This window comes from Paenibacillus sp. 2TAB19, from assembly GCF_052115185.1.
Taxonomy (GTDB): domain Bacteria; phylum Bacillota; class Bacilli; order Paenibacillales; family Paenibacillaceae; genus Pristimantibacillus.
In genome coordinates, this window is sequence record NZ_JBFRGE010000001.1 from 150,389 (window position 1) to 170,287 (window position 19,899).

General features: G+C 50.4%; 20 protein-coding genes. 3 read left to right on the plus strand and 17 right to left on the minus strand.

Annotation, left to right across the window (positions count from 1 at the left end; all coding sequences use genetic code 11):
• Positions 1-7: 7 nt before the first annotated feature.
• The 3 genes from AB4Z33_RS00665 to AB4Z33_RS00675 all read right to left on the minus strand — a co-directional run bounded on the left by AB4Z33_RS00665 (position 8) and on the right by AB4Z33_RS00675 (position 2,429).
• Positions 8-514 carry a ferritin gene (locus tag AB4Z33_RS00665; RefSeq protein WP_337099823.1) on the minus strand — a complete coding sequence of 169 codons (507 nt, stop codon included), beginning with the start codon at positions 512-514 and terminating at the stop codon, positions 8-10.
• Positions 515-623: 109 nt separating this feature from the next.
• Entirely contained in the window at positions 624-845 is a 222-nt protein-coding gene (locus AB4Z33_RS00670) for a DUF1450 domain-containing protein (RefSeq protein ID WP_442048031.1), read from the minus strand.
• A 156-nt stretch (positions 846-1,001) separates the two neighbouring features.
• The gene (locus AB4Z33_RS00675; protein ID WP_442048032.1) at positions 1,002-2,429 is read right to left on the minus strand and encodes a S41 family peptidase; all 1,428 of its coding nucleotides are present in this window, start codon (positions 2,427-2,429) and stop codon (positions 1,002-1,004) included.
• A 145-nt stretch (positions 2,430-2,574) separates the two neighbouring features.
• Between AB4Z33_RS00675 and AB4Z33_RS00680 the strand changes: the two genes are divergently transcribed.
• The gene (locus AB4Z33_RS00680; protein WP_442048033.1) at positions 2,575-3,375 is read left to right on the plus strand and encodes a Cof-type HAD-IIB family hydrolase; all 801 of its coding nucleotides are present in this window, start codon (positions 2,575-2,577) and stop codon (positions 3,373-3,375) included.
• A gap of 112 nt (positions 3,376-3,487) precedes the next feature.
• Positions 3,488-3,694, plus strand: a complete 207-nt coding sequence (locus AB4Z33_RS00685) for a cysteine-rich CWC family protein (protein ID WP_442048034.1) — start codon at positions 3,488-3,490, stop codon at positions 3,692-3,694.
• Here the strand turns inward: AB4Z33_RS00685 and AB4Z33_RS00690 are convergent.
• The 11 genes from AB4Z33_RS00690 to AB4Z33_RS00740 all read right to left on the minus strand — a co-directional run bounded on the left by AB4Z33_RS00690 (position 3,664) and on the right by AB4Z33_RS00740 (position 15,591).
• Positions 3,664-6,117: an EAL domain-containing protein gene (locus tag AB4Z33_RS00690; RefSeq protein ID WP_442048035.1), complete on the minus strand. Its 2,454-nt coding sequence runs from the start codon at positions 6,115-6,117 to the stop codon at positions 3,664-3,666. The genes AB4Z33_RS00685 and AB4Z33_RS00690 overlap by 31 nt on opposite strands.
• A 216-nt stretch (positions 6,118-6,333) precedes the next feature.
• Complete coding sequence (locus AB4Z33_RS00695; protein WP_442048036.1) at positions 6,334-7,116, minus strand: SDR family NAD(P)-dependent oxidoreductase; 783 nt, start codon at positions 7,114-7,116, stop codon at positions 6,334-6,336.
• 142 nt (positions 7,117-7,258) lie between these two features.
• Entirely contained in the window at positions 7,259-7,744 is a 486-nt protein-coding gene (gene fur, locus AB4Z33_RS00700) for a ferric iron uptake transcriptional regulator (RefSeq protein ID WP_442048037.1), read from the minus strand.
• Positions 7,745-7,895: 151 nt separating this feature from the next.
• The gene (locus AB4Z33_RS00705; RefSeq protein ID WP_442048105.1) at positions 7,896-8,297 is read right to left on the minus strand and encodes a DUF2203 domain-containing protein; all 402 of its coding nucleotides are present in this window, start codon (positions 8,295-8,297) and stop codon (positions 7,896-7,898) included.
• Between the two features lie 22 nt (positions 8,298-8,319).
• Entirely contained in the window at positions 8,320-9,111 is a 792-nt protein-coding gene (locus AB4Z33_RS00710) for a lipid II flippase Amj family protein (RefSeq protein WP_442048106.1), read from the minus strand.
• A 450-nt stretch (positions 9,112-9,561) separates the two neighbouring features.
• A complete protein-coding gene (locus tag AB4Z33_RS00715; protein ID WP_442048038.1) occupies positions 9,562-10,623 on the minus strand; it encodes a sulfate ABC transporter substrate-binding protein in 1,062 nt (353 codons plus the stop codon).
• Between the two features lie 55 nt (positions 10,624-10,678).
• Positions 10,679-11,743, minus strand: coding sequence for a sulfate/molybdate ABC transporter ATP-binding protein (locus tag AB4Z33_RS00720; protein WP_442048039.1), 1,065 nt, complete (start codon positions 11,741-11,743; stop codon positions 10,679-10,681).
• A 3-nt stretch (positions 11,744-11,746) separates the two neighbouring features.
• Positions 11,747-12,544 carry a sulfate ABC transporter permease subunit gene (locus tag AB4Z33_RS00725; protein WP_442048107.1) on the minus strand — a complete coding sequence of 266 codons (798 nt, stop codon included), beginning with the start codon at positions 12,542-12,544 and terminating at the stop codon, positions 11,747-11,749.
• Between the two features lie 2 nt (positions 12,545-12,546).
• Positions 12,547-13,353, minus strand: a complete 807-nt coding sequence (gene cysT, locus AB4Z33_RS00730; RefSeq protein ID WP_442048108.1) for a sulfate ABC transporter permease subunit CysT — start codon at positions 13,351-13,353, stop codon at positions 12,547-12,549.
• 230 nt (positions 13,354-13,583) lie between these two features.
• Complete coding sequence (locus AB4Z33_RS00735; RefSeq protein ID WP_442048040.1) at positions 13,584-14,216, minus strand: YigZ family protein; 633 nt, start codon at positions 14,214-14,216, stop codon at positions 13,584-13,586.
• 25 nt (positions 14,217-14,241) lie between these two features.
• On the minus strand, positions 14,242-15,591 hold the full coding sequence (locus AB4Z33_RS00740) for a glucose-6-phosphate isomerase (protein WP_442048041.1): 1,350 nt from the start codon (positions 15,589-15,591) through the stop codon (positions 14,242-14,244).
• A gap of 186 nt (positions 15,592-15,777) precedes the next feature.
• Here AB4Z33_RS00740 and AB4Z33_RS00745 point away from each other — a divergent pair, with 186 nt between their 5' ends.
• A complete protein-coding gene (locus tag AB4Z33_RS00745; protein WP_442048042.1) occupies positions 15,778-16,671 on the plus strand; it encodes an NAD(P)-dependent oxidoreductase in 894 nt (297 codons plus the stop codon).
• A gap of 66 nt (positions 16,672-16,737) precedes the next feature.
• On the opposite strand, the gene AB4Z33_RS00750 is transcribed toward AB4Z33_RS00745, so the two are convergent.
• From AB4Z33_RS00750 to tkt, 3 genes are all read right to left on the minus strand, one after another.
• Complete coding sequence (locus tag AB4Z33_RS00750) at positions 16,738-17,262, minus strand: DUF420 domain-containing protein (RefSeq protein WP_337102824.1); 525 nt, start codon at positions 17,260-17,262, stop codon at positions 16,738-16,740.
• 183 nt (positions 17,263-17,445) lie between these two features.
• Positions 17,446-17,763 carry a pyrimidine/purine nucleoside phosphorylase gene (ppnP, locus tag AB4Z33_RS00755; protein WP_337102823.1) on the minus strand — a complete coding sequence of 106 codons (318 nt, stop codon included), beginning with the start codon at positions 17,761-17,763 and terminating at the stop codon, positions 17,446-17,448.
• A gap of 51 nt (positions 17,764-17,814) precedes the next feature.
• The gene (gene tkt / locus AB4Z33_RS00760) at positions 17,815-19,833 is read right to left on the minus strand and encodes a transketolase (protein ID WP_442048043.1); all 2,019 of its coding nucleotides are present in this window, start codon (positions 19,831-19,833) and stop codon (positions 17,815-17,817) included.
• Positions 19,834-19,899 lie beyond the last annotated feature (66 nt).

Consider the following 19,899-nt stretch of genomic DNA (forward strand, 5'->3'; position numbering starts at 1 on the left):
CGGATGATTACTCGCCAGCCGGAGGCGTGAACGAACGCTGTGCGAACTCGGCATCAAGCATATAGAACGCGTTGCTGTCTTTCTCAATGCGCTTCAGCTTGTGGATGATGTTGTCGAACAACGCTTCCTCTTCGACCTGCTCGTCGATGAACCACTTCAAGAAGTTGATCGTCGCATGCTCGCGATCGTTCATCGCAAGGTCAGACAGATCATAGAAGCGCTTCGTATTTTGCTGCTCGTGACCATAACCTGCTTCGAACGTGTCGAGAACGGATTTGTAGTCGTTATGCGGCTCACCAAGTGCCGAAATCGTCGCGCGACGTCCGCGGTCATTCAGAAACTTGTATATTTTCATTGCGTGAAAACGTTCTTCCTCAGCTTGTACAAGGAAAAAATTCGCAAAGCCTTCCAAGTTCTCTGCAGAGCAATACGCCGCCATTGCTAGGTATACATGGGCGGAGTAAAACTCAAAGTTCATCTGTTCATTTAATGCTTCTGCTAAATTGTCCTTCATTGGCGTAACGCACCTCTCTTCTCTAGATTGTACTTATTCTAACACATGCGGAGAAAGCTGTCGCCATCCTTTGGCAACAAATGCTAAAGAATGGCGACGGTCGATCTATTTAGCCGATCATTTTTTTGAGTCTCTTGTACAGTTGATCTGCCGATGGCGCGGTTATTGTTTTGGACTTAACGACAACGAAGCATTCAAGCTTGCATGTCTTGCAGTTGCCTAGACAATCGCTCTTCTTCTGCTTAATTTCAGGATACTTATCCTTCATCGCCTTATAGATCGGCTTCAGTCCGTGCCTGAAATTACGCTTGCAATACTTGATCTTCTTCATTTCATTAAGTCACCTCTCGCCACCGCGGTGTATTATCTCATCCTTATTAGATGATAATGATTATCACTACCGTTGTCAACAGCGAATATAAACTGCTTGGTTGGTTAGGCCGCTGCCAGCATAGACGCAGAGGCGAGAGACGACTCAGATCGCGATCTAAGCGCCTTGGTTCAGCAACAGCTCTATTCCTTTGTGGAGTTGTGGATCTTCAAGGTCAAGCTTCTCACGCAGCCGCTGCAGCAGCAGATAGCCGCTCTTATCGTTGAACTGTCCGCTCGACTCCAGCTGCTCTGCCTCTTGGAATTTCTTCATCGCAGCAGCCGTTTGCTTGTCATAGTAGCCTTCGGCGCCTGCCGGGCCGTATCCAAGCTCCTGCAAGACCTGTTGAAGCGTATGAACATCTTCTCCGTAGCTGCCTATCTTCATCTCCGTTCCGATGGCCAGCGGCCGCAGACTCGCATACGCAGGCAGAGCAACAACATGATCGGGTGTTACGCCCTTCTTATTGATCCAAGCCCCGCTAGGCGTCTTCCACTGGGCTTCGGTCAAGCTGAGGACTGAGCCGTCGGGAAATTGCTTGAACGTCTGAACGACGCCTTTGCCATACGTCTGCTGGCCAATAACGACTGCCCCCGCCGACTCCTTCAATGCGGCAGTCAGCACCTCGCTTGCGCTGGCCGACATTCCGTTCACGAGCACGGCGATTGGAATCGTCCATTCCTTCTCCTGGCTGGACTTGTACGTTATAATCTGGCGCTCGTCCTTGTAGACAACATTTAATATCACTTTGTCATCCGGAATAAGGATGTTCGCGATCTCAATCGTTGGCTTAAGCAGACCGCCGGGATTCGATCGAAGATCGAGCAACAGCCCCTTYAGCGGCTTGTCCTTCTGCAGCGCATCCAGCTCGGTCTTGAATTCCTCTGCCGTCATCTCCGCGAAACGGCTAATCGTTACATGCCCAATCCCGCCATCCAGCAGTTCTGACGTGACCGTATGCACCGGTATAGCTTCACGCTTCAATGATACTTCAATTGGCTTGGAATCGCTGCCGCGAACGACCTTCACTACAACAGTCGTCCCCTCTTCCCCTCTAACGAGAGCCAACAGCTCTTGGAACTCAATTCCCTTAACTGATTTCCCGTCAATCATAGCAATGATATCTCCGGGAAGCAGACCGCCTCGTTCTGCGGGAGCGCCTTTCGTCAAACTGCTAATCACAAATTGTCTTTCTTCGACGCGAATATCTGCCCCGATACCGTAGAATTGCCCCTCGTAGGATTGCGTATACGCCGTTCCCTTCTCTCCGGTCATATAACTTGAATACGGATCGTCCAGCGATGCAATCATGCCTTCGGCTGCTCCGTCCAGCAGTTGCTTCGGTTCCGCGCCGTTCAAGTAGTCGCTCATGACTCTGTCATACGATGCAGCAAATTGCTGGAAGCTCCTCTCTCTCAGCATCGGGTAACGGTTGCCCATAGATAGGAGTCCGATTGCAAACCCAATAGCAACGCATAATACCGCTCCCAATGCGCATAGCGCTATAAATCGTTGTTTCGCTGCAGTAGAGGTAAAAATGTTCATGTGATGTCTTCCCTTCAAGTTTATGTGAATAATCTGGTTTCTTAGGCGTTGAATGATAGGTCTATTTTCGATACAATCAAGGTTACCACGCGAACTATCCATATAGGAGTACAGAAAGAGAATAGAGAGGAGCTTTACCGCTATTATGTATAAGCTTATTGCAATTGATGTAGACGATACACTGTTGACCGACGAACTCGTCGTAACCGAAGGAACGAAGAGCGCCATGGCTGCTGCTATCGCACAAGGTGTAACGGTTACGCTCGCTACGGGCCGCATGTATTCTTCCGCCGTGAAGATCGCCAAGCAAGTTGAGCTCAATGTTCCTATTATTACGTATCAGGGAGCTCTCGTCAAAACGCTGCTCGACGGCACCGTTCTGTATGAGCGCAACGTACCTACCGATGCAGCGAAGGAGCTATACCAATTCGTGCAGGAAAACGGTCTTCATCTGCAGCTGTACGTTAATGATGAGCTGTACGGCACGGAGGACAACGACAAAATCAAAGCTTACTCCAAGCTATCCAACATTCCATATAAAATCGAGCCCGACTTCGATAAACTAATCGGTCAGCCGCTTAACAAAATGCTCATCATCGACGATCCCGCGAAACTCGACGTCATTGCCGAGCAGCTTCGCCCTCTAATCGGCGACCGCGTTCACATTACAAAATCGAAGGCACATTATTTGGAGTTTATGCATAAGGAGGGCACGAAAGGTCATGCCCTTCGGTTCATGGCCGAACATCTTGGCTGCTCAATGGATCAAACGATCGCTATGGGCGACGCATGGAACGATAATGAGATGGTTTCCGCTGCCGGACTTGGCGTCGCTATGGGCAATGCCATTGGCTCATTGAAAGAAATCGCCGACTACGTCACTCTGTCGAATAACGAAGAGGGCGTACGACATGTCATCGAGAAATTCGTTCTGAATGCCGAATAACGGTTAAATTACAAAAAAAGAGTGGCTGACGGGTGTCATGCATCCCGTCAGCCACTTCAATTATAAGCTTAATAATAGCTATTCATCCTATAGAACGGAGGCTTTACCACATATGAACTGTCCAATCTGCGGTCAAACCAATCATTGCGGCGTCGAATCAGAACCCTCGAGCCAAAGCGGCAGCGCCTGCTGGTGCTTCCAAGCGTCCATCCCTGCTGAACTGATCGCGCTTGTTCCTCCCGAACAGCGAGGAAAGTCATGCATCTGCCAGAACTGCGTCAAAGCTTATCACGAATCAAATAAAGAAAGCTCGGCATAAGAGCGCTGCGGCTTGAAGAACGACTCTTCAACGTCATTAGCCGATAACGGCTTGCTGAAGTAGTAGCCTTGAATTTTCTGGCAATCTTTGTCCCTCAATATGTCCAGCTGATCCTTCGTCTCAATGCCTTCCGCGATAACTTCCATATTCATGTTCTGAGCCATAGCGATAATAGTCGCGACGATCGCTTGATCGTTGCCGCTGTGGGTAATGTCGCGAATGAAAGAACGATCAATCTTAAGCTTGTGGATCGGGAACATTTTCAGATAGCTCAAGGAGCTGTAGCCTGTCCCGAAGTCATCCAGACTGATTCGAACGCCGTATTCATTCAGTCGCTTCAAGATATCCGCCGACAACGCTGCGTCCATCATCATGCTCTCCGTAATCTCCAGCTCCAGAAATTTGGGCTCTAGACCGACATCATCCAATATCGCTTTGATATATCCTGCCAAATCAGGCTGATGGAATTGCTGCGATGACAGATTGACTGCTACCGGAATGAGCGGGCCGCCTGCCAAATGCCATTCGCGCATCTGCCTGCACGCTTCGCGCAGCACCCAAGTGCCGATCTCGTATATGATGCCCGTCTCTTCCGCAATCGGAATGAACGTTCCCGGCGATAACAGCCCTCTGTCTTTATGATTCCAGCGAACAAGCGCTTCAACACCGATCATTTCGTTGTCGGACGTTCTAATTTGCGGCTGATAGTGAAGCAGCAGCTCGCCATTATCCACCGCTTTGCGCAGGTCGCCCTCCAGCTCGATCTTCTGCTGCAGCTTGTCATCCAGCTCTCGGGAGAAAAACATAAAGCCGTTTTTCCCTTTTCTCTTCACTTCGTACATGGCCGTATCCGCGTTCTTAAGCAGCTCGGTAGCATCATGTCCATGCTGAGGGAACAAAGATATGCCGATACTTGCCGACACGTAGAAGTCGTTGTCCTTAAGCCTATAAGGAATCTGAATCGAGTTAATGATCTTCTCTGCGAGCTCAACGATCTCCGACTCATCCGGGCAGTTGCGGCATAGAATCGTGAATTCATCGCCCCCCATGCGGGCTAACATCACGTTCTGACCCTCCAAGCTTGTCTGAATGCGTGTCGTCAATTCTTGCAAGAAGAGATCGCCATACGTATGCCCCAACGAATCATTTATCATTTTGAATCGATCAATATCCAGCACCATTACAGCGAACGGCAGACGGCTTGCATTTCTAGCTTCAATCCATTCGTTGATCGCTTGATTGAACTTCCTTCGGTTCGGCAAGCCCGTCAGCTCATCGTGATACGCAAGATGATGAATTCGCTGCTCCGCCAGCTTCTCGTCCGTAATATCTTTGAAAATAATGTAGCTGCCCGCCACGTTGCCCTCGATAATGACCGGAACATTCGTTACCGATAATAAAATGACCTGACCGTTTCGAATAAGCGTCGTTTCATGAGTCGTGCGCATCCCCTTGAACGCATTAACGAACATATCCGTCGTCTTAGCGCGATCCGGCTCAGCGATAACTTTGGCAAGCTCGGAAATCGGTTTTCCCAGCACCTGAATATCTGTCAGCCCCGTAATGTGGAGCGCCGCTTCATTATAACTAATGACGCGGTGGTTCAGGTCGACCGACACAATGCCGTCGAGATTATTATCGTAGAGCGACTTATACCATTTCTCGCTTTCCTCTAGGGCCGTATCCTTAATGTTCAACCGCTTGGACATAACGATTCCGAATAACGACAACCCCAGCGTGAACAGCGTCCCGCCTACGATTAGATAAGCAAGTAGCTTCTGATCAAGGATGAGCCCAATCGAGAACGGAGTTCTGTTATTCGGATGGAAGTTTGTAGCGAACATGCCCGTATAATGCATGCCCACAATCGCCGCACCCATAATGACACCGCTGCCCAGCTTCTTCCACCCTGCATTGCTCTCCTTGCCCCCGCGAAAATAAAACGATAGCCACAGCGCCGCAATCGATGCCACTATCGCAATGACGATCGATAATGTAAACATGAGCGGATCGTAAGATAAGTCAACTAATATGGCCGACATTCCGACATAGTGCATTGTCGATATGCCTGTTGCAAGCAATAATCCGCCCGTTAGCAGTTGGCGAATCGTTAACTGATTGCGGCCAACCACGTAGAGCGCAATGAATGCCGCCGCAATCGCCGCTATGACAGAGGCGAACACAATAACAATGTCGTATCTAATTGTGATAGGCAGCGAATAAGCAAGCATGCCGACAAAGTGCATCGACCATATGCCGCTGCCCATAATGGCTGCGCCGAATGACAGCCAACCGAGCCTGCTGCTGCCCTTCGCATTGCTGACTCGGCCTGCCAGATCAAGTGCTGTATAGGAAGCAGCAACCGCTATTATGTAAGAGAAAATAACGAGTAAACTGTCGTAAGATCCATGTATATGTTCCATCGTTTGCCCTCATTTCGGTTAAGTCGAAAACTATCAAACTGCTGTCGAAATCTAGCGAATGATCAGGACTTAAGACCTCTATACAGTATACATGATTAGAAACATTCCAGTATAGGTATTCTTTTCATCTTTGGACAAATCTGTCCTTCTCGCGAACGAAATGCGCCGAGCTCCTACAACCCCGCCCGGCGCACACTCCTACAATATAATTCTAAGTTACAATACGGCTGCGATTCCGCCATCAATGTTAACCGACGTTCCGGTTACGAAGGATGCGGCATCTGATACGAGAAAGGCGATGACGCTCGCGGCCTCGCTCGCTTCGCCGATACGGCCAAGCGGAATACGATGCTTCGGATCTGCGGCGAATTGCTCCCACGACTGCTCAGGCGCCGTGCTTCGCCACATTCGCTCGATCTGCTCACTGCGAATAAGTCCGATACATACAGCATTAACGCGAATGTTATCCGAGGCAAGGTCTTTGCTCATCGCTTTCGTCAGGGCCAGTCCCGCCGCGCGGCTYACAGACGTCGGCAGCGACGAGGCTCCTGGCGTCTTGCCTCCGACCGCCGTTACGTTCACGATAGCTCCGCGTCCGGATGCACGCAAGTGAGGCAGCGCTTCACGAGCAAAGTGAATCGCTCCGAACAGCTTCAGATCGAGATCGGACGTCCAAGCTTCCGTGCCGACATCGGCGAACGGACGCGCTGCTGACGTGCCCGCATTATTGACGAGAATATCCACTCTCCCGAATGTGTCGACCGTTCTTGCTACCGCATGCGCCGCAGCTTCCGGCTGCGAGACGTCAGCGCTGATCGTAAGCACCTTCTTGCCCGTCTTAGCAAAGATTTCTTCTGCTGCGGCGTCTAAACCGATGGGGTCTCTTGCAACAATAGCAACCTCTGCTCCCTCCGAGGCAAGCAGCATTGCAGTTGCAAATCCAATTCCTTTGCTGCCGCCGGTAACGATTGCGGTCTTCCCTTTAAAGCCAAGTTCCATAGCTTCTCCTCCTTAACTTTCCTTTTTCTAGTGTAACAACCAGGCATAAATATGCAACGCCGCATGACGAAACGAATGAAAGGCTGAGACTCTGCGAAGAGTACTCAGCCTTTCCAGCCCCTACTATGTGCATGAATATTGTTTACGAAACGGCTTTGCCTGTTTTCTTGCAAGCGCCGTTGCTGTTTTTGCATTTCTTGTAGGTGCCCGTAAAATCTAAACGGTGGTCGGACACTTTGAAGCCGAATTCGCGTTCGATTCGCTCCTCGATTTCCGTCAGCCAGTCTTCCTTGATTTCCTGCAGCGCGCCGCATACTTCACAGATCAAATGATGATGCATATGCTCGCTGTCCGCATCGCGCAAGTCGTAGCGGGCTACGCCGTCGCCGAAGTTCATTTTTTCAACAATATGAAGCTCTGCAAGCAGTTCTAGCGTCCGGTATACGGTAGCAAGGCCTATGTCTGGATAGGTTGCCTTCACGAGCATGAATACGCCCTCTGCGCTCAGATGGTCTTCTTCATGCTCCAGCAATACCCGCAATATAATTTCGCGTTGAGTCGTTAACTTATATCCTTTCGCCATCAAATGACGATTGATTTTATCGATTTCCGCTGTGACGTTCAACATAAACAGGATACCTCCTCTTATTACATCTAGCCAAGCAGATATAGATGCCGCCTAACTCTTGTCCTGACTCCTAGCTTAGTTTTTTAGAATTATTATAATCTAATCGTAATACAAATTACCGAAATTCGCAAACATTATTGCATTATCGTGCTTACGGATATGGCCTGCGTCCCATGAACCCTTCGTTCCAGCCGTGGTAGTGCGATATTTGCTCCTCCCCTTGCTTCCAGCATAGCAGAACTTCCTTCCCTTCCAGTATGGCTGGAAAATCCAATAAGCCTGGAGAAATCGACTTTATTAGTACGCCCATGCGAGTGAAATTGCTTATCTGAAGCTCGGCTTCCATTCGCATGAAATCAAGCTGGCTCTCCTGTTCAAAATAAGGGTCTGTCATCGTTCCGCGCGTACCGGGAGACAGCTTGTGCTTCGCTTTAATCGTCTGCAATTCCAAGTAACGGTCATCAATATCGTCAATGAGCACCTGAAGCTTATAAAGCTCTTGCTTTAATTCAGGCAGCAGCACATTCGCTTCATCGATCGTAAATAATTTCATATCCACTTGCGTACTCTCCTTCTTAGATAAGCTTTACGAATGCGATAATCACATACGCAGCAGGTATTATGAGCAGTTGAGCGAGCAACGTTCCGAAGAAGCGAGATACCATAAGCAGCGTATATATTTTGCCTAATTGATTTCTTGCGTCCTCATCCTTCGTTGCCTTGTCCATAATGAGCCCCAATTGCGGATCGATAAATATAGTTAGCAGCACCGTCGCGATCCCGTTAATAATGCCCGACGTTTGTGAAGCAGTCGTGCTTATTGCAGGCGCGAGATGGGCTGCGTATAACGCAGATATAACACCAACCGTATAGAAGGCCGTGACGGCAATGTTGAGAAAAATAAACCGCTTCGGAATGCCCAAGTAGCGGAAAGATTTCAGCCGAATGCGCGGTCTTCTAATATAACGCTTCGCATTCTTCAACTGTCCGAGCGTAACGCTGGACAGCAGCTTAGGTATCGAGCCGGTCAGTTCCAGCCGAGCAATAATTCTTCCGCATAGCGGAACGAACGTCGGAAACAACGCTATCGCAATTAACGTTCCTATGGAGGCTGCAAACAATACGATCCGAAAGTAGCCGAGTAAGTCGAAGCTTGCATCTGCCCTCGCATGATCGACGAATTTGCCAGTCATCGGGGATTGCAGCATGTTGGCTGTTCGCGATATAAGTACGATAATGCCCGTCAAGGATAGCGCTACCGCGATCTTATTCATTTTAACACCCGCATAGCGAACCGAATATGACAAAGTTTCGGCAGCATGAATGATAATCGTTAAAATAACGACAAAAATGAGACTGTGAACCATCCACTCAACTCCGTTATCACGCACTGCTGCGCAATTTTGAATAACAGCAATGTATTATTATTCGCTTAGATGGATTAAATTCCCTTTCCAATCATTATAAAAAAGGCGACCAGCAGAAAAAAAGGAGAATGCCTCAATTGCCGATCGGCTATTGAAACTCTCCTCTAGCTAGTTCTATAGGTTTCGCTCTGCTCCGCCAATCATTTGATCTCGATCGCAAACGCAGCCGAAGTGTCCCCTTTGGTCAGTATGCTATTGCTGCTAGCATCATTCGATAAGATCGTTTCGGCATACTTCCGTATCACCTCTTTGCTCTAGTAGACGGCCTTATGAATCGGAAGGTTGCAGCAAGTAACGGCAAAGAAAAGAAACCTCCGCTCGAAGCGCCGTCATTCTGGACGAAGCGCTTCGAGCGGAGGTTCCCTGTTCATTTCAACTTAATGGTATGACTTATAAATCTGCCAGAACCTGATACCAGACGCCCTTCTTCGAATACAGCGTCTTTCTCACTTCGTCCCAGCCGCCGAGATACGAAACGTCGAACAGTCCTTCTGGAACGATGAATCGGTCAGCCGTGTCAGCGGCGACCGCCTCGTTCACCGGACGGAAGCCGTAATCCGCAAAAACCTGCTGAGCATCATCGCCGTGCAAGTAAGCAATGAACGCTTCGGCAAGCTCGCGCGTACCGTGCTTATCGGCGTTCTTATCGACGACCGCAGCCGGGTTCTCAATGAGTATCGTGCTGGACGGAATGACGATATCGTAGTTGACGCCTTGCTTAATCCGCGATAACAGCTCATTCTCGTAGGTCACGATGACATCGCCGACTCCATATTCGAAGGCCGCCATGGAGGCCCGCCCGCTCTTATCAAGCGACTCCACATTCTCATGCACCGACTTCAAGAAGCTCTTCGCATACTCCGGGTCCTTCGAGCCTGTTTCCTGCTCAGACTTCTTGAGCCCGGCTCCATAGATCGCATTAATATCCCATTGCGCGCCGCCGGACGTCTTCGGATTCGGATACAGCACCTTAACGCCGCTCTTGATGATGTCGTCCCAATCCTGAATGCCTAACGGGTTTCCTTCGCGCGTACCCATAACGACAATGGAATTCGTAATCACGCCGCCATTGCTCTGCTTCTTCCAATCCTCCGTAATAAACCCGGCATTTGCGATCTTGTCGAGATCGCCTTCCATAGCCATAATCGCAACATCCGCCTCGAAGCCGCCTGCGATCGCACGCGCCTGAGTACCTGATGCTTCATAGGATTCCTGGAAGGATACCTTTTGGCCGGTCTTCTCCAGCCAGTACGCTTGAAACTCCGGAAGAATATCTCCGAAGGCGTCCTTAACAACCGAATATGCACCGATTACAAGCGTTACATCGCCGTCTTGTACGGAAGATTCAGCGGGGGGATCRTTAGTTCCGCTGCTGCAGCCTGCTATCACTAGCAGCGCTGCAGCCAGCAGTATAGCGATCAAGCGCTGGCTTGTTGTCAGGTATAATTTCATGTTCGCATACAACTCTTTCTGCTAAGATGAAAGGCTAGTTCGTCTAGACCCCAAGTTAAATATGGATTGGCATCGGATCAACCTTCAGCTTGTTCTCTTCAATCCAGCTTTGATTGTCATTGAACAAATACGCACGATGGACGAGGATGCTAACTTCGTCGCCCGGATGCAGAACTTCCTTCTCCAACGAGCGGTACGTAATCAGCTTCGTATCGCCTACCTCCAGCTCAACCATCCATTCACTGCCGCGGAAGTGAATGTGCTTCACTTTGCCTTCCATTGCGGCGGAAGCGAGTCTAATCTCGCCCGGCTTGCCGATCTCGATATATTCAGGTCGGATAAGCGCCTTCGTGCCGGCGACCTTGCTCGCGTCCTCGAAACCTTTGAGCTTCGCAACATTTTCAACGATGGTCGACTCGCCGATGAAGCTGGCAACAAAAGGTGTCTGCGGATTTTTGTAAATTTCCCATGGCGTACCCTTCTGCTCAAGCTTGCCCTTGCTAATAATCATAATTTCATCCGCAACTTCAATGGCTTCTTCTTGGTCATGCGTTACGAAGATCGAAGTAATGCCGACACGCTCGATCATTTCCTTCAGCCATGTACGAAGCTCCGTACGGATCTTGGCATCGATTGCCGCGAAAGGCTCATCGAGCAGCAGCAACTGAGGCTCAGGCGCCAGCGCGCGAGCGAACGCAACACGCTGCCGTTGACCACCAGATAGCTGATGCGCATAACGATGCTCGAAACCTTTGAGACCGGTCAGCTCGACCAGCGTCATTACGCGCTCGCGAATTTGCTCCTTCGACTGCTTCTTTACTTTAAGGCCGAACGCGATATTATCATATACCGTCATGTGTTTGAACAATGCATAGTTTTGGAATACGAAGCCAATGCCGCGCTCCTGTGGAGGCAGATCATTGACGCGCTTGCCATGGAACAGGATGTCGCCGGAGGAAGGCGTCTCAAGTCCTGCCAGCATGCGCAGAATCGACGTTTTGCCGCCGCCGCTCGGTCCTAGCAAAYCGATGAGATGTCCTTTTTCAATCTCGAAGCTAACATTTTGCACGGCGTGAAAATCGCCAAAGCTCTTATCAAGATTACGCACTTCAATATGCATGGATCAGTGCACTTCCTTTCGTTTTTTCGCCCATTCCATCAATAGCAGCAGTCCTACAGAGAAGGCCGCAAGCACAAGCGCGATGCCATTGGCGGCAACAACGTTGAAATTTTCAACATCCTGATAGACGAGCGTAGTAGCGGTTTGCGTTTTGTTCATAATGTTGMCCGAGACGACCAATACAGCGCCGAATTCGCCAAGCGACCGCGCTACAGTAAGCACGATGCCATAGATGACACCCCAGCGAATAGCGGGCCAGGTTACCTTCCAAAATGTATACCATGAGTATGCCCCTAGAGTCGAGGCCGCCTCTTCCTGCTGTGAGCCGATTTCCTGCAGCACGGGCATGACCTCACGCACCATTAACGGGAATGTAACGAATAGCGTGGCAAGCACCATACCCGGCAGCGCATATACAATCTTGACTCCTGCGTCCTCGAACAAGGTACCTAGGACAGTGTTAGGGCCAAGAATGAGAACGATCATTAAGCCGCCGATAACCGGCGAAACCGCGAACGGTAAATCAACGATACTGTTAAGCAGACGCTTCATCCGTTTGCCGATCCATTCCGCACGTACGAGGTACAACGCCAGCATAATGCCGAATACCGTGTTAAGCGCCGTAACGATAACTACAATAATTCCCGTCATCATTAAGGCATGCAGCGATTGCTTCCGGCTAATGCCTTCGATGAAGCCGCTCCACCCATCTGCCCACGATCCAGTAAAAATCTTCACCAGCGGGGCGATAAGCAGCAGTGCAAATACCATATAAGTTAGCGTAATCCATAGCCTTCTCATCGTCATTGTCCCGTCCTCCTTGCTTGAATGAGGTTAACGGTCCAAAGAATGAGGAAGGACAGCGTCAGCAGCATGACGGATATAGCCGCCGCGCCTTGCGGATTGTCGCTCTCGATTTCTCCAAAAATATATACCGATGCAATAAGCGTCTTCCCTGGAATATTGCCAGCTACGAGTACGACTGCGCCGAATTCGGCCAGTGCGCGGGAGAAAGCCAGCATGGCTCCGCTTAATATACCCGGCAGCATCGAAGGAAAGATAACGCTGAAGAACGTCTTGGCGCGAGATGCGCCCAGCATATAAGCCGCTTCCTCTTCCGACTTATCCAGCTCCTCAAGCAGCGGCTGGATCGCCCGGATAACGAATGGGAAGGTCACGAACAGCATCGCAACAACGATCGCCGGTTCATGAAAAACAATTTCGATGCCCAGCTTGCCAGCCAAGCCTCCAACAAGACTTCCCGGACCAAGCAGCAGCAAAATCATCAGCCCGCCTACTGCTGTAGGCAATGCAAACGGCAAATCGACCAGGCTGTTAAGCAGTCTGCGCCCCGGAAACCGGTAGCGGATCAGCACCCAGCCGATCATTGTTCCTAGAAACACATTCATAATAGTAGCAATTACCGAAAGCTTGATCGTCAGAAGAACGGCTTTCAAAGCTAACGGGTCGGAGACGCTTTCCCAAAAAGGAAGCCAGCCCAGTGAGAACGACTGCGTATAAATTCCGACAATAGGCAACACGATAAGGATAACAAAGTAAAGCATAATGGCGCTCCGAAAACCAAAGCTCCATCCTTTTCCGCGAAACATGGCATTCACTGTGACTTAACCTCCAGACCATCGGTTCGTACCGTAGGTGTAGCAAAGCAAAAAACATAATTCCTATTAAGTTACTAGGTATTAATAATGTAGCATCCTATGAAGGTCGCAGTCAATGGTTTATTAACATTTTCTGATCAAATTCATTTCAAAAATTTATAGCTACAGATGTAATAAAAGGAGYAGAGGCGACAAGCTGCCGCCAATGCTCCTTCCCTATGTTATTCGCCTTCAATGAAGTACAAGCTTTCACCTTCGCTGATTGCGGCCTGACCTTGCGTCAGATCGGTCATCCAAGCAATGAACGCTTCAGCTTCATGCTCCTCCGGCAGACAGCGGACGATGACGCGATCGGTAAAGTCCGTTCCTCCGACTCGGGTCCCTCGGCCGTGCAGCTCGTTCTCGAGCTTGCCGTACCAAGTATAATCGACATCGACGAAAACTTCCCGGTGCAGCACATATACGATTTCCTCGGCAGCCTCGATACCCGCTACCGCGCCATCCGTATAAGCGCGGACCAGTCCGCCCGCGCCGAGCATAATGCCTCCAAAGTAACGAGTGACGACCACAGCTACATTTTTGAGACCTTTGTTCTTAATGACTTCGAGGATTGGCTTGCCTGCCGTTCCGCTAGGCTCGCCGTCGTCGGACGCCTTCTGATGCTGATCGCGCTCGCCGACCATATAGGCTGAGCAGTTATGAGTGGCTTGCCGATGCAGCCGCTTGATCTCATCAATGAAGGCGATCGCGTCCTCCTCCGTCTCCACCGGCTTCGCATGGCCGATGAAACGGGATTTCTTAATAACGATCTCCGCGCTTGCTTCCCGTCTGACCGTCCGATAGTTGTTCAGCATAGGCTAAACTCCTCGCTGCAGCCGATTACAGGCGCGCTTCAAGCTCCGCTTTTTCTTTCTCGAAGCCCGGCTTGCCGAGCAACGCGAACATATTTTTCTTGTATGCTTCAACGCCCGGTTGGTCGAAAGGATTCACGCCGAGCAAGTAGCCGCTGATGCCGCACGCTTTCTCGAAGAAGTATACGAGGTATCCGAACGAATAAGGCGTCATGTCCGCAATGTTCACGATCAGGTTAGGCACTTGACCGTCCGTATGAGCAAGCAGCGTTCCTTCGAATGCTTTCTTGTTAACGAAGTCCATCGTCTTGCCTGTCAAGAAGTTAAGACCGTCAAGATCTTCGGAATCATGCTCGATCGTAATTTGTTCGGYAACTTCATTCACCTGGATCACCGTCTCGAAAATATTGCGGTTGCCTTCTTGAATGAATTGACCCATCGAATGCAGATCCGTCGAGAAATCAACGGCAGCTGGGAAGATACCTTTGTAGTCTTTGCCTTCGCTCTCGCCGAACAGCTGCTTCCACCATTCCGATACGAAGTGAAGCGCCGGCTCGTAGTTAACGAGAATTTCCGTCGCTTTGCCTTTGCGGTAGAGCGCGTTGCGAGCTGCGGCATATTGGTAAGCCTCGTTCTCTGCGAGGTTCGGATTGGCATATTCTTTGGATGCGTCGGCAGCGCCTTGCATCATGGCGTCGATGTCGATGCCGGCTGCAGCGATCGGCAGCAAACCAACTGCTGTCAGAACGGAGTAGCGGCCGCCTACGTCGTCAGGAATGACGAACGATTCATAGCCCTCTTCATTGGACAGCTTCTTCAGAGCGCCCTTGGATGTGTCAGTCGTCGCGTAAATACGTTTGCGAGCTGCTTCCTTGCCGTACTTCTTCTCAAGCGCAGCGCGGAATACGCGGAATGCGATAGCAGGCTCCGTAGTCGTTCCGGACTTGGAGATGACGTTGATCGACCAGTCGCGGCCTTCAACAAGCTGCAGCAGGTGCGTCACGTAGTTGGAGCTGATGTTGTTGCCTGCGAACAGGATTTGGGGCCTCTTGCGCTCTTCCTTCGGCAAAATATTATAGAACGAATGCGACAACATCTCGATCGCCGCGCGCGCGCCAAGGTAAGAACCGCCGATGCCGATAACGATTAGCACTTCGGAGTCGGATTTGATTTTGTCTGCCGCTTGCTTAATGCGAGCGAACTCTTCTTTATTATAATTGGTCGGAAGATCGATCCAGCCCAAATAATCCGAGCCTGCTCCCGTACCGTTATGTAATTGGTCATGTGCGAGGCGTACCGCGCCCGCCAGGTTATCAAGCTCGTTCTGACCGACGAAAGTCAGCGCTTTGCTGTAGTCAAACTTTACTGTTTTGCTCATGGAAATTGAGACCTCCTAGGTTTTGGTCAAGCATGTACACAAACCGTGTTTATGATAACATTAATTCAACTTAGCCTCTAGAATATCGGATTTACCATATAAAAACAAGCTCGCAAACCATGAAAACTTTTCGAAGTAGATGTATAATTGATCAGAAAAGTCTATTTTGGAGCGGAGGAAATCATCATGAAAAAAATCGGATTTATCGGGTTAGGCGTAATGGGTATCGGTATGGCAGCGAATTTGCTGCGCAAAGGCCATCAAGTGAGCGTATATAACCGTACGCCAGGCAAAGCAGGAGAACTCACCCTGCTTGGCGCAACCGAGCTTAGCTCTCCTTACGAAGTAACGGCTGCTTCGGATATCGTTATTACGATGATCAGCAACGACGATGCGATTCGGCAAGTATACTGGGGCGAGAGCGGCGTATTCGCAGCCGTACGCAGCGGTATGACGCTGATTGACAGCAGCACCATTTCGCCAACGCTGGCATTGGAGCTTGCGGCAACTGCCGAAGGTCTTGGAGCGAGCTTCCTGGATGCTCCGGTAACGGGCAGCAAACCGGCAGCCGAAGGCGGCACGCTCGTATTTATGGTTGGCGGAGCGGAAGAGACTTTAGCGGGCGTAGAAGACATCCTGCTCGCTATGGGACGCAAAGTCATCCCGATGGGGGCAAGCGGCAGCGGCGCAACCGCTAAGCTGGCTCATAATACAATCGTCGGCATCAATGCAGTCGCGCTTGTCGAAGGTATGGCTATTGCTTCCAAAGGCGGCATTGACGGAGCAGCGTTCATCGAGCTCGTGCAGTCGGGCGGCGCGGYGAGCCGTACAGCGGAGTTGAAAGGTCCAAAAATTCTTGAGGACAACTACGATGTACAATTTTCGCTGGAGCTTATGCTGAAGGATCTGCGGTTGTCGTCGGTATTGTCGGACAGCCTTAAAGTGCCTACGCCGATGCTGGAAGCAGCGAAGAGCTTATTCCAAGTCGGCGACTCCATGGGTCTTGGCGCACTCGACATGGCTAGCGTGGGCAAAGCCTACGAGCAGTGGATCGGACGCAAGCTGAACGGCCGCGACTAAACTAAATAGATAGAAGGGGCTGCCATCGGTCGTATTATCGACCAATAGCAGCCCCTTTTTGGTGCGTTAAGCGTAATATGGCGAGATCATCAGGTATACGACAACCCCGGTGAAGCTTACGTACAGCCAGATCGGCATCGTCCATCTTGCGATTTTGCGATGTTTCTCTACCTGCATCGACAGCCCTCTTACGACTGACATGAGAGCAAGCGGCACGACTACGATTGCGAGCACGATATGCGTCAGCAGGACGAAGAAGTAGATCGAGCGAAGAATGCCTTCGCCGCCGTATTTGGTCGATTCCGTCAAGTAATGGTACGTCACGTAAGAGACCAAGAACAGCGTCGTCGAGCCGAACGCGGCGAAGATGAACGCTTTGTGCATCCGAACGTTTTTCTTAAGAATAGCTGTCAAGGCAACGACAAGCGCTATGAAGGTGAAGCAATTGAAGATCGCATTCAGCAGCGGCAATATCGTCACGTCGAAATGCACTTCGCCGTCGTAAGCCGGCAAGAAGAACAGCACGGCGATGATAGCGACAAGCACAACTGATAAGATCGCGATAAGCGGTGTATAGTTTTTTTGTTTCATGTAAAGTAAGCCTCCTAGCCAGTATGCTGTTTCCATTAACTTTATCCGATTAGAAGGGCGGAAACAATTCGATTGCGGCGTTCTTTGTAACGAAAAATCGAATTTTGCGACAATACAGGTTAGTAAACGAGAAAGAGGGCCGTACGCTTAAGCGTACAGCCCTCTTTCTTGTATGACTTTGACTTACTCGTAGATGTACGAGCAGCAGTAGTCGGATACCGTTGCAACTTGAAGCTTGAACTTCGTGTTCGCAGGTACGGTGAATTCGCCTTCGCCTTGAATGTGAAGCCATTCCGTTTCGCCCGGAAGCAGCACTTTCAGATCGCCGGCAAGGATTTCCATAATCTCAACGCAGTCCGTTCCGAACTCGTAATCGCCTGGCAGCATAATGCCAAGCGTTTTTTTCGTTCCGTCAGGGAACACGACTACGCGGCTTGTTACTTTGCCGTCAAAATAAACGTTCGCTTTTTTGACGACTGTTACATTTTCGAATTGGGACATCGTAATTGTAAGCTCCTTTATCTATCGAATGCTAAAGCGCGGAAGCCGCTATTACAGCAAAGCTTTTACTTTGCTAACGACGTTCTCGACTGTGAAGCCRTACTCTTTGATTACGCGGTCGCCAGGAGCCGATGCGCCGAAACGATCGATCGCAAGGATGTCGCCTTGATCGCCTGTGTAACGCTCCCAGCCGAACGGATGAGCCATTTCGATGGCAAGACGCGCTTTAACGTCAGGAAGCAATACCGAGTTTTTGTACTCTTTGGATTGCTTCTCGAACAGATTCCAGCTCGGCATGCTGATAACACGAACTTGAATGCCTTCCTCGGCAAGCGCCTTCTGAGCAGCTACTGCCAGTTGARCCTCGGAACCTGTCGCAAGGATTTGAGCTTGCGGCTTGCCGTTTGCAGCGTCGGATACGACGTAAGCGCCACGGCTTAGGTTCTCGCGAACATTGTCAACCGTACCTTCAAGGATCGGCAAGTTTTGGCGAGTCAGAACGAGTGCCACTGGACCGTCCGTGTTTTCCGTTGCATAAGCCCATGCTGCAGAAGTTTCGTTCGCGTCAGCCGGACGGATAACCGTAAGGTCAGGGATGATACGGATCGAAGCAAGTTGCTCGATCGGCTCATGCGTAGGGCCGTCTTCGCCGACAGCGATACTGTCATGCGTAAGCACGTATACGACAGGAAGCTTCATGATAGCCGCAAGGCGGATAGCCGGACGCAGGTAGTCGGTGAATACGAAGAACGTACCGCCGAATACTTTCAGACCGCTATGCAGCGCAATACCGTTCATTGCTGCAGCCATACCGAATTCACGAACGCCGAAGTAGATGTTGCGGCCGTCGTAGCTGCCTGGCTTGAATTGCGTCAAGCCTTTCAAGTGAGTCATCGTCGAGCTCTCAAGGTCAGCCGAACCGCCAACCAAGTTAGGCACGTTAGCCGCAAGACCGTTCAACGCGTTGCCGGAAGCGACGCGAGTCGATACTGGCTTGTCTTCTGTCGTGTATACAGGAAGCGCAGCGTCCCAGCCCTCAGGCAGTTCGCCTGCGATCGCTGTCTCGAATTGAGCAGCAAGCTCTGGGAAAGCTTGTTTGTATGCAGCGAAAGCAGCGTCCCAAGCAGCGTTAGCTTTCTCGCCGTTTGCTTTCACTTCTGCGAAGTGTGCGCGAACTTCGTCAGGCACGTGGAATTGGTGTTCGTCGTTCCAGCCGTAAGCTTGCTTCGTCAGCTTCGTCTCGTCAGCGCCAAGCGGGGAACCGTGAGGACCTGCATGGCCGCCTTTGCCGCCTTTGTTCGGGCTGCCGTAGCCGATAACCGTTTTAACTTCGATCAAAGTCGGCTTGGAAAGATCGGCTTGCGCCTCTGCAACCGCTTTGGACAATGCGCCCAGATCGTTGCCGTCTTCAACGCGAAGAACTTGCCAGCCGTAGCCTTCGAAGCGCTTCTGAACGCTCTCCGAATAGGACAGGTTCAATTCACCGTCAAGGGAAATATCGTTCGAATCATAGAGAACAACCAATTTGCCAAGACCAAGGTGGCCAGCGAACGATGCTGCTTCATGGGAGATGCCTTCCATCAAGTCGCCGTCGCCGCAAATGGAGTATGTGAAGTGGTTAATTACGTTATGACCTTCTTTATTGTAAGTAGCTGCAAGCTGAGCTTCAGCCATTGCCATACCAACAGCCATTGCGATACCTTGTCCAAGCGGTCCTGTCGTAGCGTCTACGCCAGCTGTGTGGCCATACTCTGGGTGACCTGGAGTCAGCGAGCCCCATTGACGGAAGTTTTGCAGTTCCTCAAGCGGAAGATCGTAGCCGGATAGGTGCAGCAGGCTGTATAGCAGCATCGAGCCGTGTCCAGCGGACAGTACGAAACGATCGCGGTTAACCCAAGTCGGATTGGACGGGTTGTGGTTCATATTTTTGGCAAACAATTGATACCCCATTGGCGCAGCGCCCATCGGCATGCCTGGGTGACCGGATTTCGCTTTCTCAATCGAGTCGATCGCAAGCGTACGGATCGTATCAATCGACAGTTGGTCAATCGATTTTTGTGTAACAGTCATTCCTGTTTCCTCCTAATAGTTGAATCTAATTTGTTATCGTTTCACAACTTACGATGAACGATACGT

What these genes read in the sequence shown, in the direction of transcription:
- AB4Z33_RS00665 (WP_337099823.1), bottom strand. Translation starts at nt 514, where the DNA reads ATGAAGGACAATTTAGCAGAAGCATTAAATGAACAGATGAACTTTGAG.
- AB4Z33_RS00670 (WP_442048031.1), bottom strand. Translation starts at nt 845, where the DNA reads ATGAAGAAGATCAAGTATTGCAAGCGTAATTTCAGGCACGGACTGAAG.
- AB4Z33_RS00680 (WP_442048033.1), top strand. Translation starts at nt 2,575, where the DNA reads ATGTATAAGCTTATTGCAATTGATGTAGACGATACACTGTTGACCGAC.
- AB4Z33_RS00685 (WP_442048034.1), top strand. Translation starts at nt 3,488, where the DNA reads ATGAACTGTCCAATCTGCGGTCAAACCAATCATTGCGGCGTCGAATCA.
- AB4Z33_RS00690 (WP_442048035.1), bottom strand. Translation starts at nt 6,117, where the DNA reads ATGGAACATATACATGGATCTTACGACAGTTTACTCGTTATTTTCTCT.
- fur (WP_442048037.1), bottom strand. Translation starts at nt 7,744, where the DNA reads ATGTTGAACGTCACAGCGGAAATCGATAAAATCAATCGTCATTTGATG.
- AB4Z33_RS00705 (WP_442048105.1), bottom strand. Translation starts at nt 8,297, where the DNA reads ATGAAATTATTTACGATCGATGAAGCGAATGTGCTGCTGCCTGAATTA.
- AB4Z33_RS00710 (WP_442048106.1), bottom strand. Translation starts at nt 9,111, where the DNA reads ATGGTTCACAGTCTCATTTTTGTCGTTATTTTAACGATTATCATTCAT.
- cysT (WP_442048108.1), bottom strand. Translation starts at nt 13,353, where the DNA reads ATGTTTCGCGGAAAAGGATGGAGCTTTGGTTTTCGGAGCGCCATTATG.
- AB4Z33_RS00735 (WP_442048040.1), bottom strand. Translation starts at nt 14,216, where the DNA reads ATGCTGAACAACTATCGGACGGTCAGACGGGAAGCAAGCGCGGAGATC.
- AB4Z33_RS00750 (WP_337102824.1), bottom strand. Translation starts at nt 17,262, where the DNA reads ATGAAACAAAAAAACTATACACCGCTTATCGCGATCTTATCAGTTGTG.
- ppnP (WP_337102823.1), bottom strand. Translation starts at nt 17,763, where the DNA reads ATGTCCCAATTCGAAAATGTAACAGTCGTCAAAAAAGCGAACGTTTAT.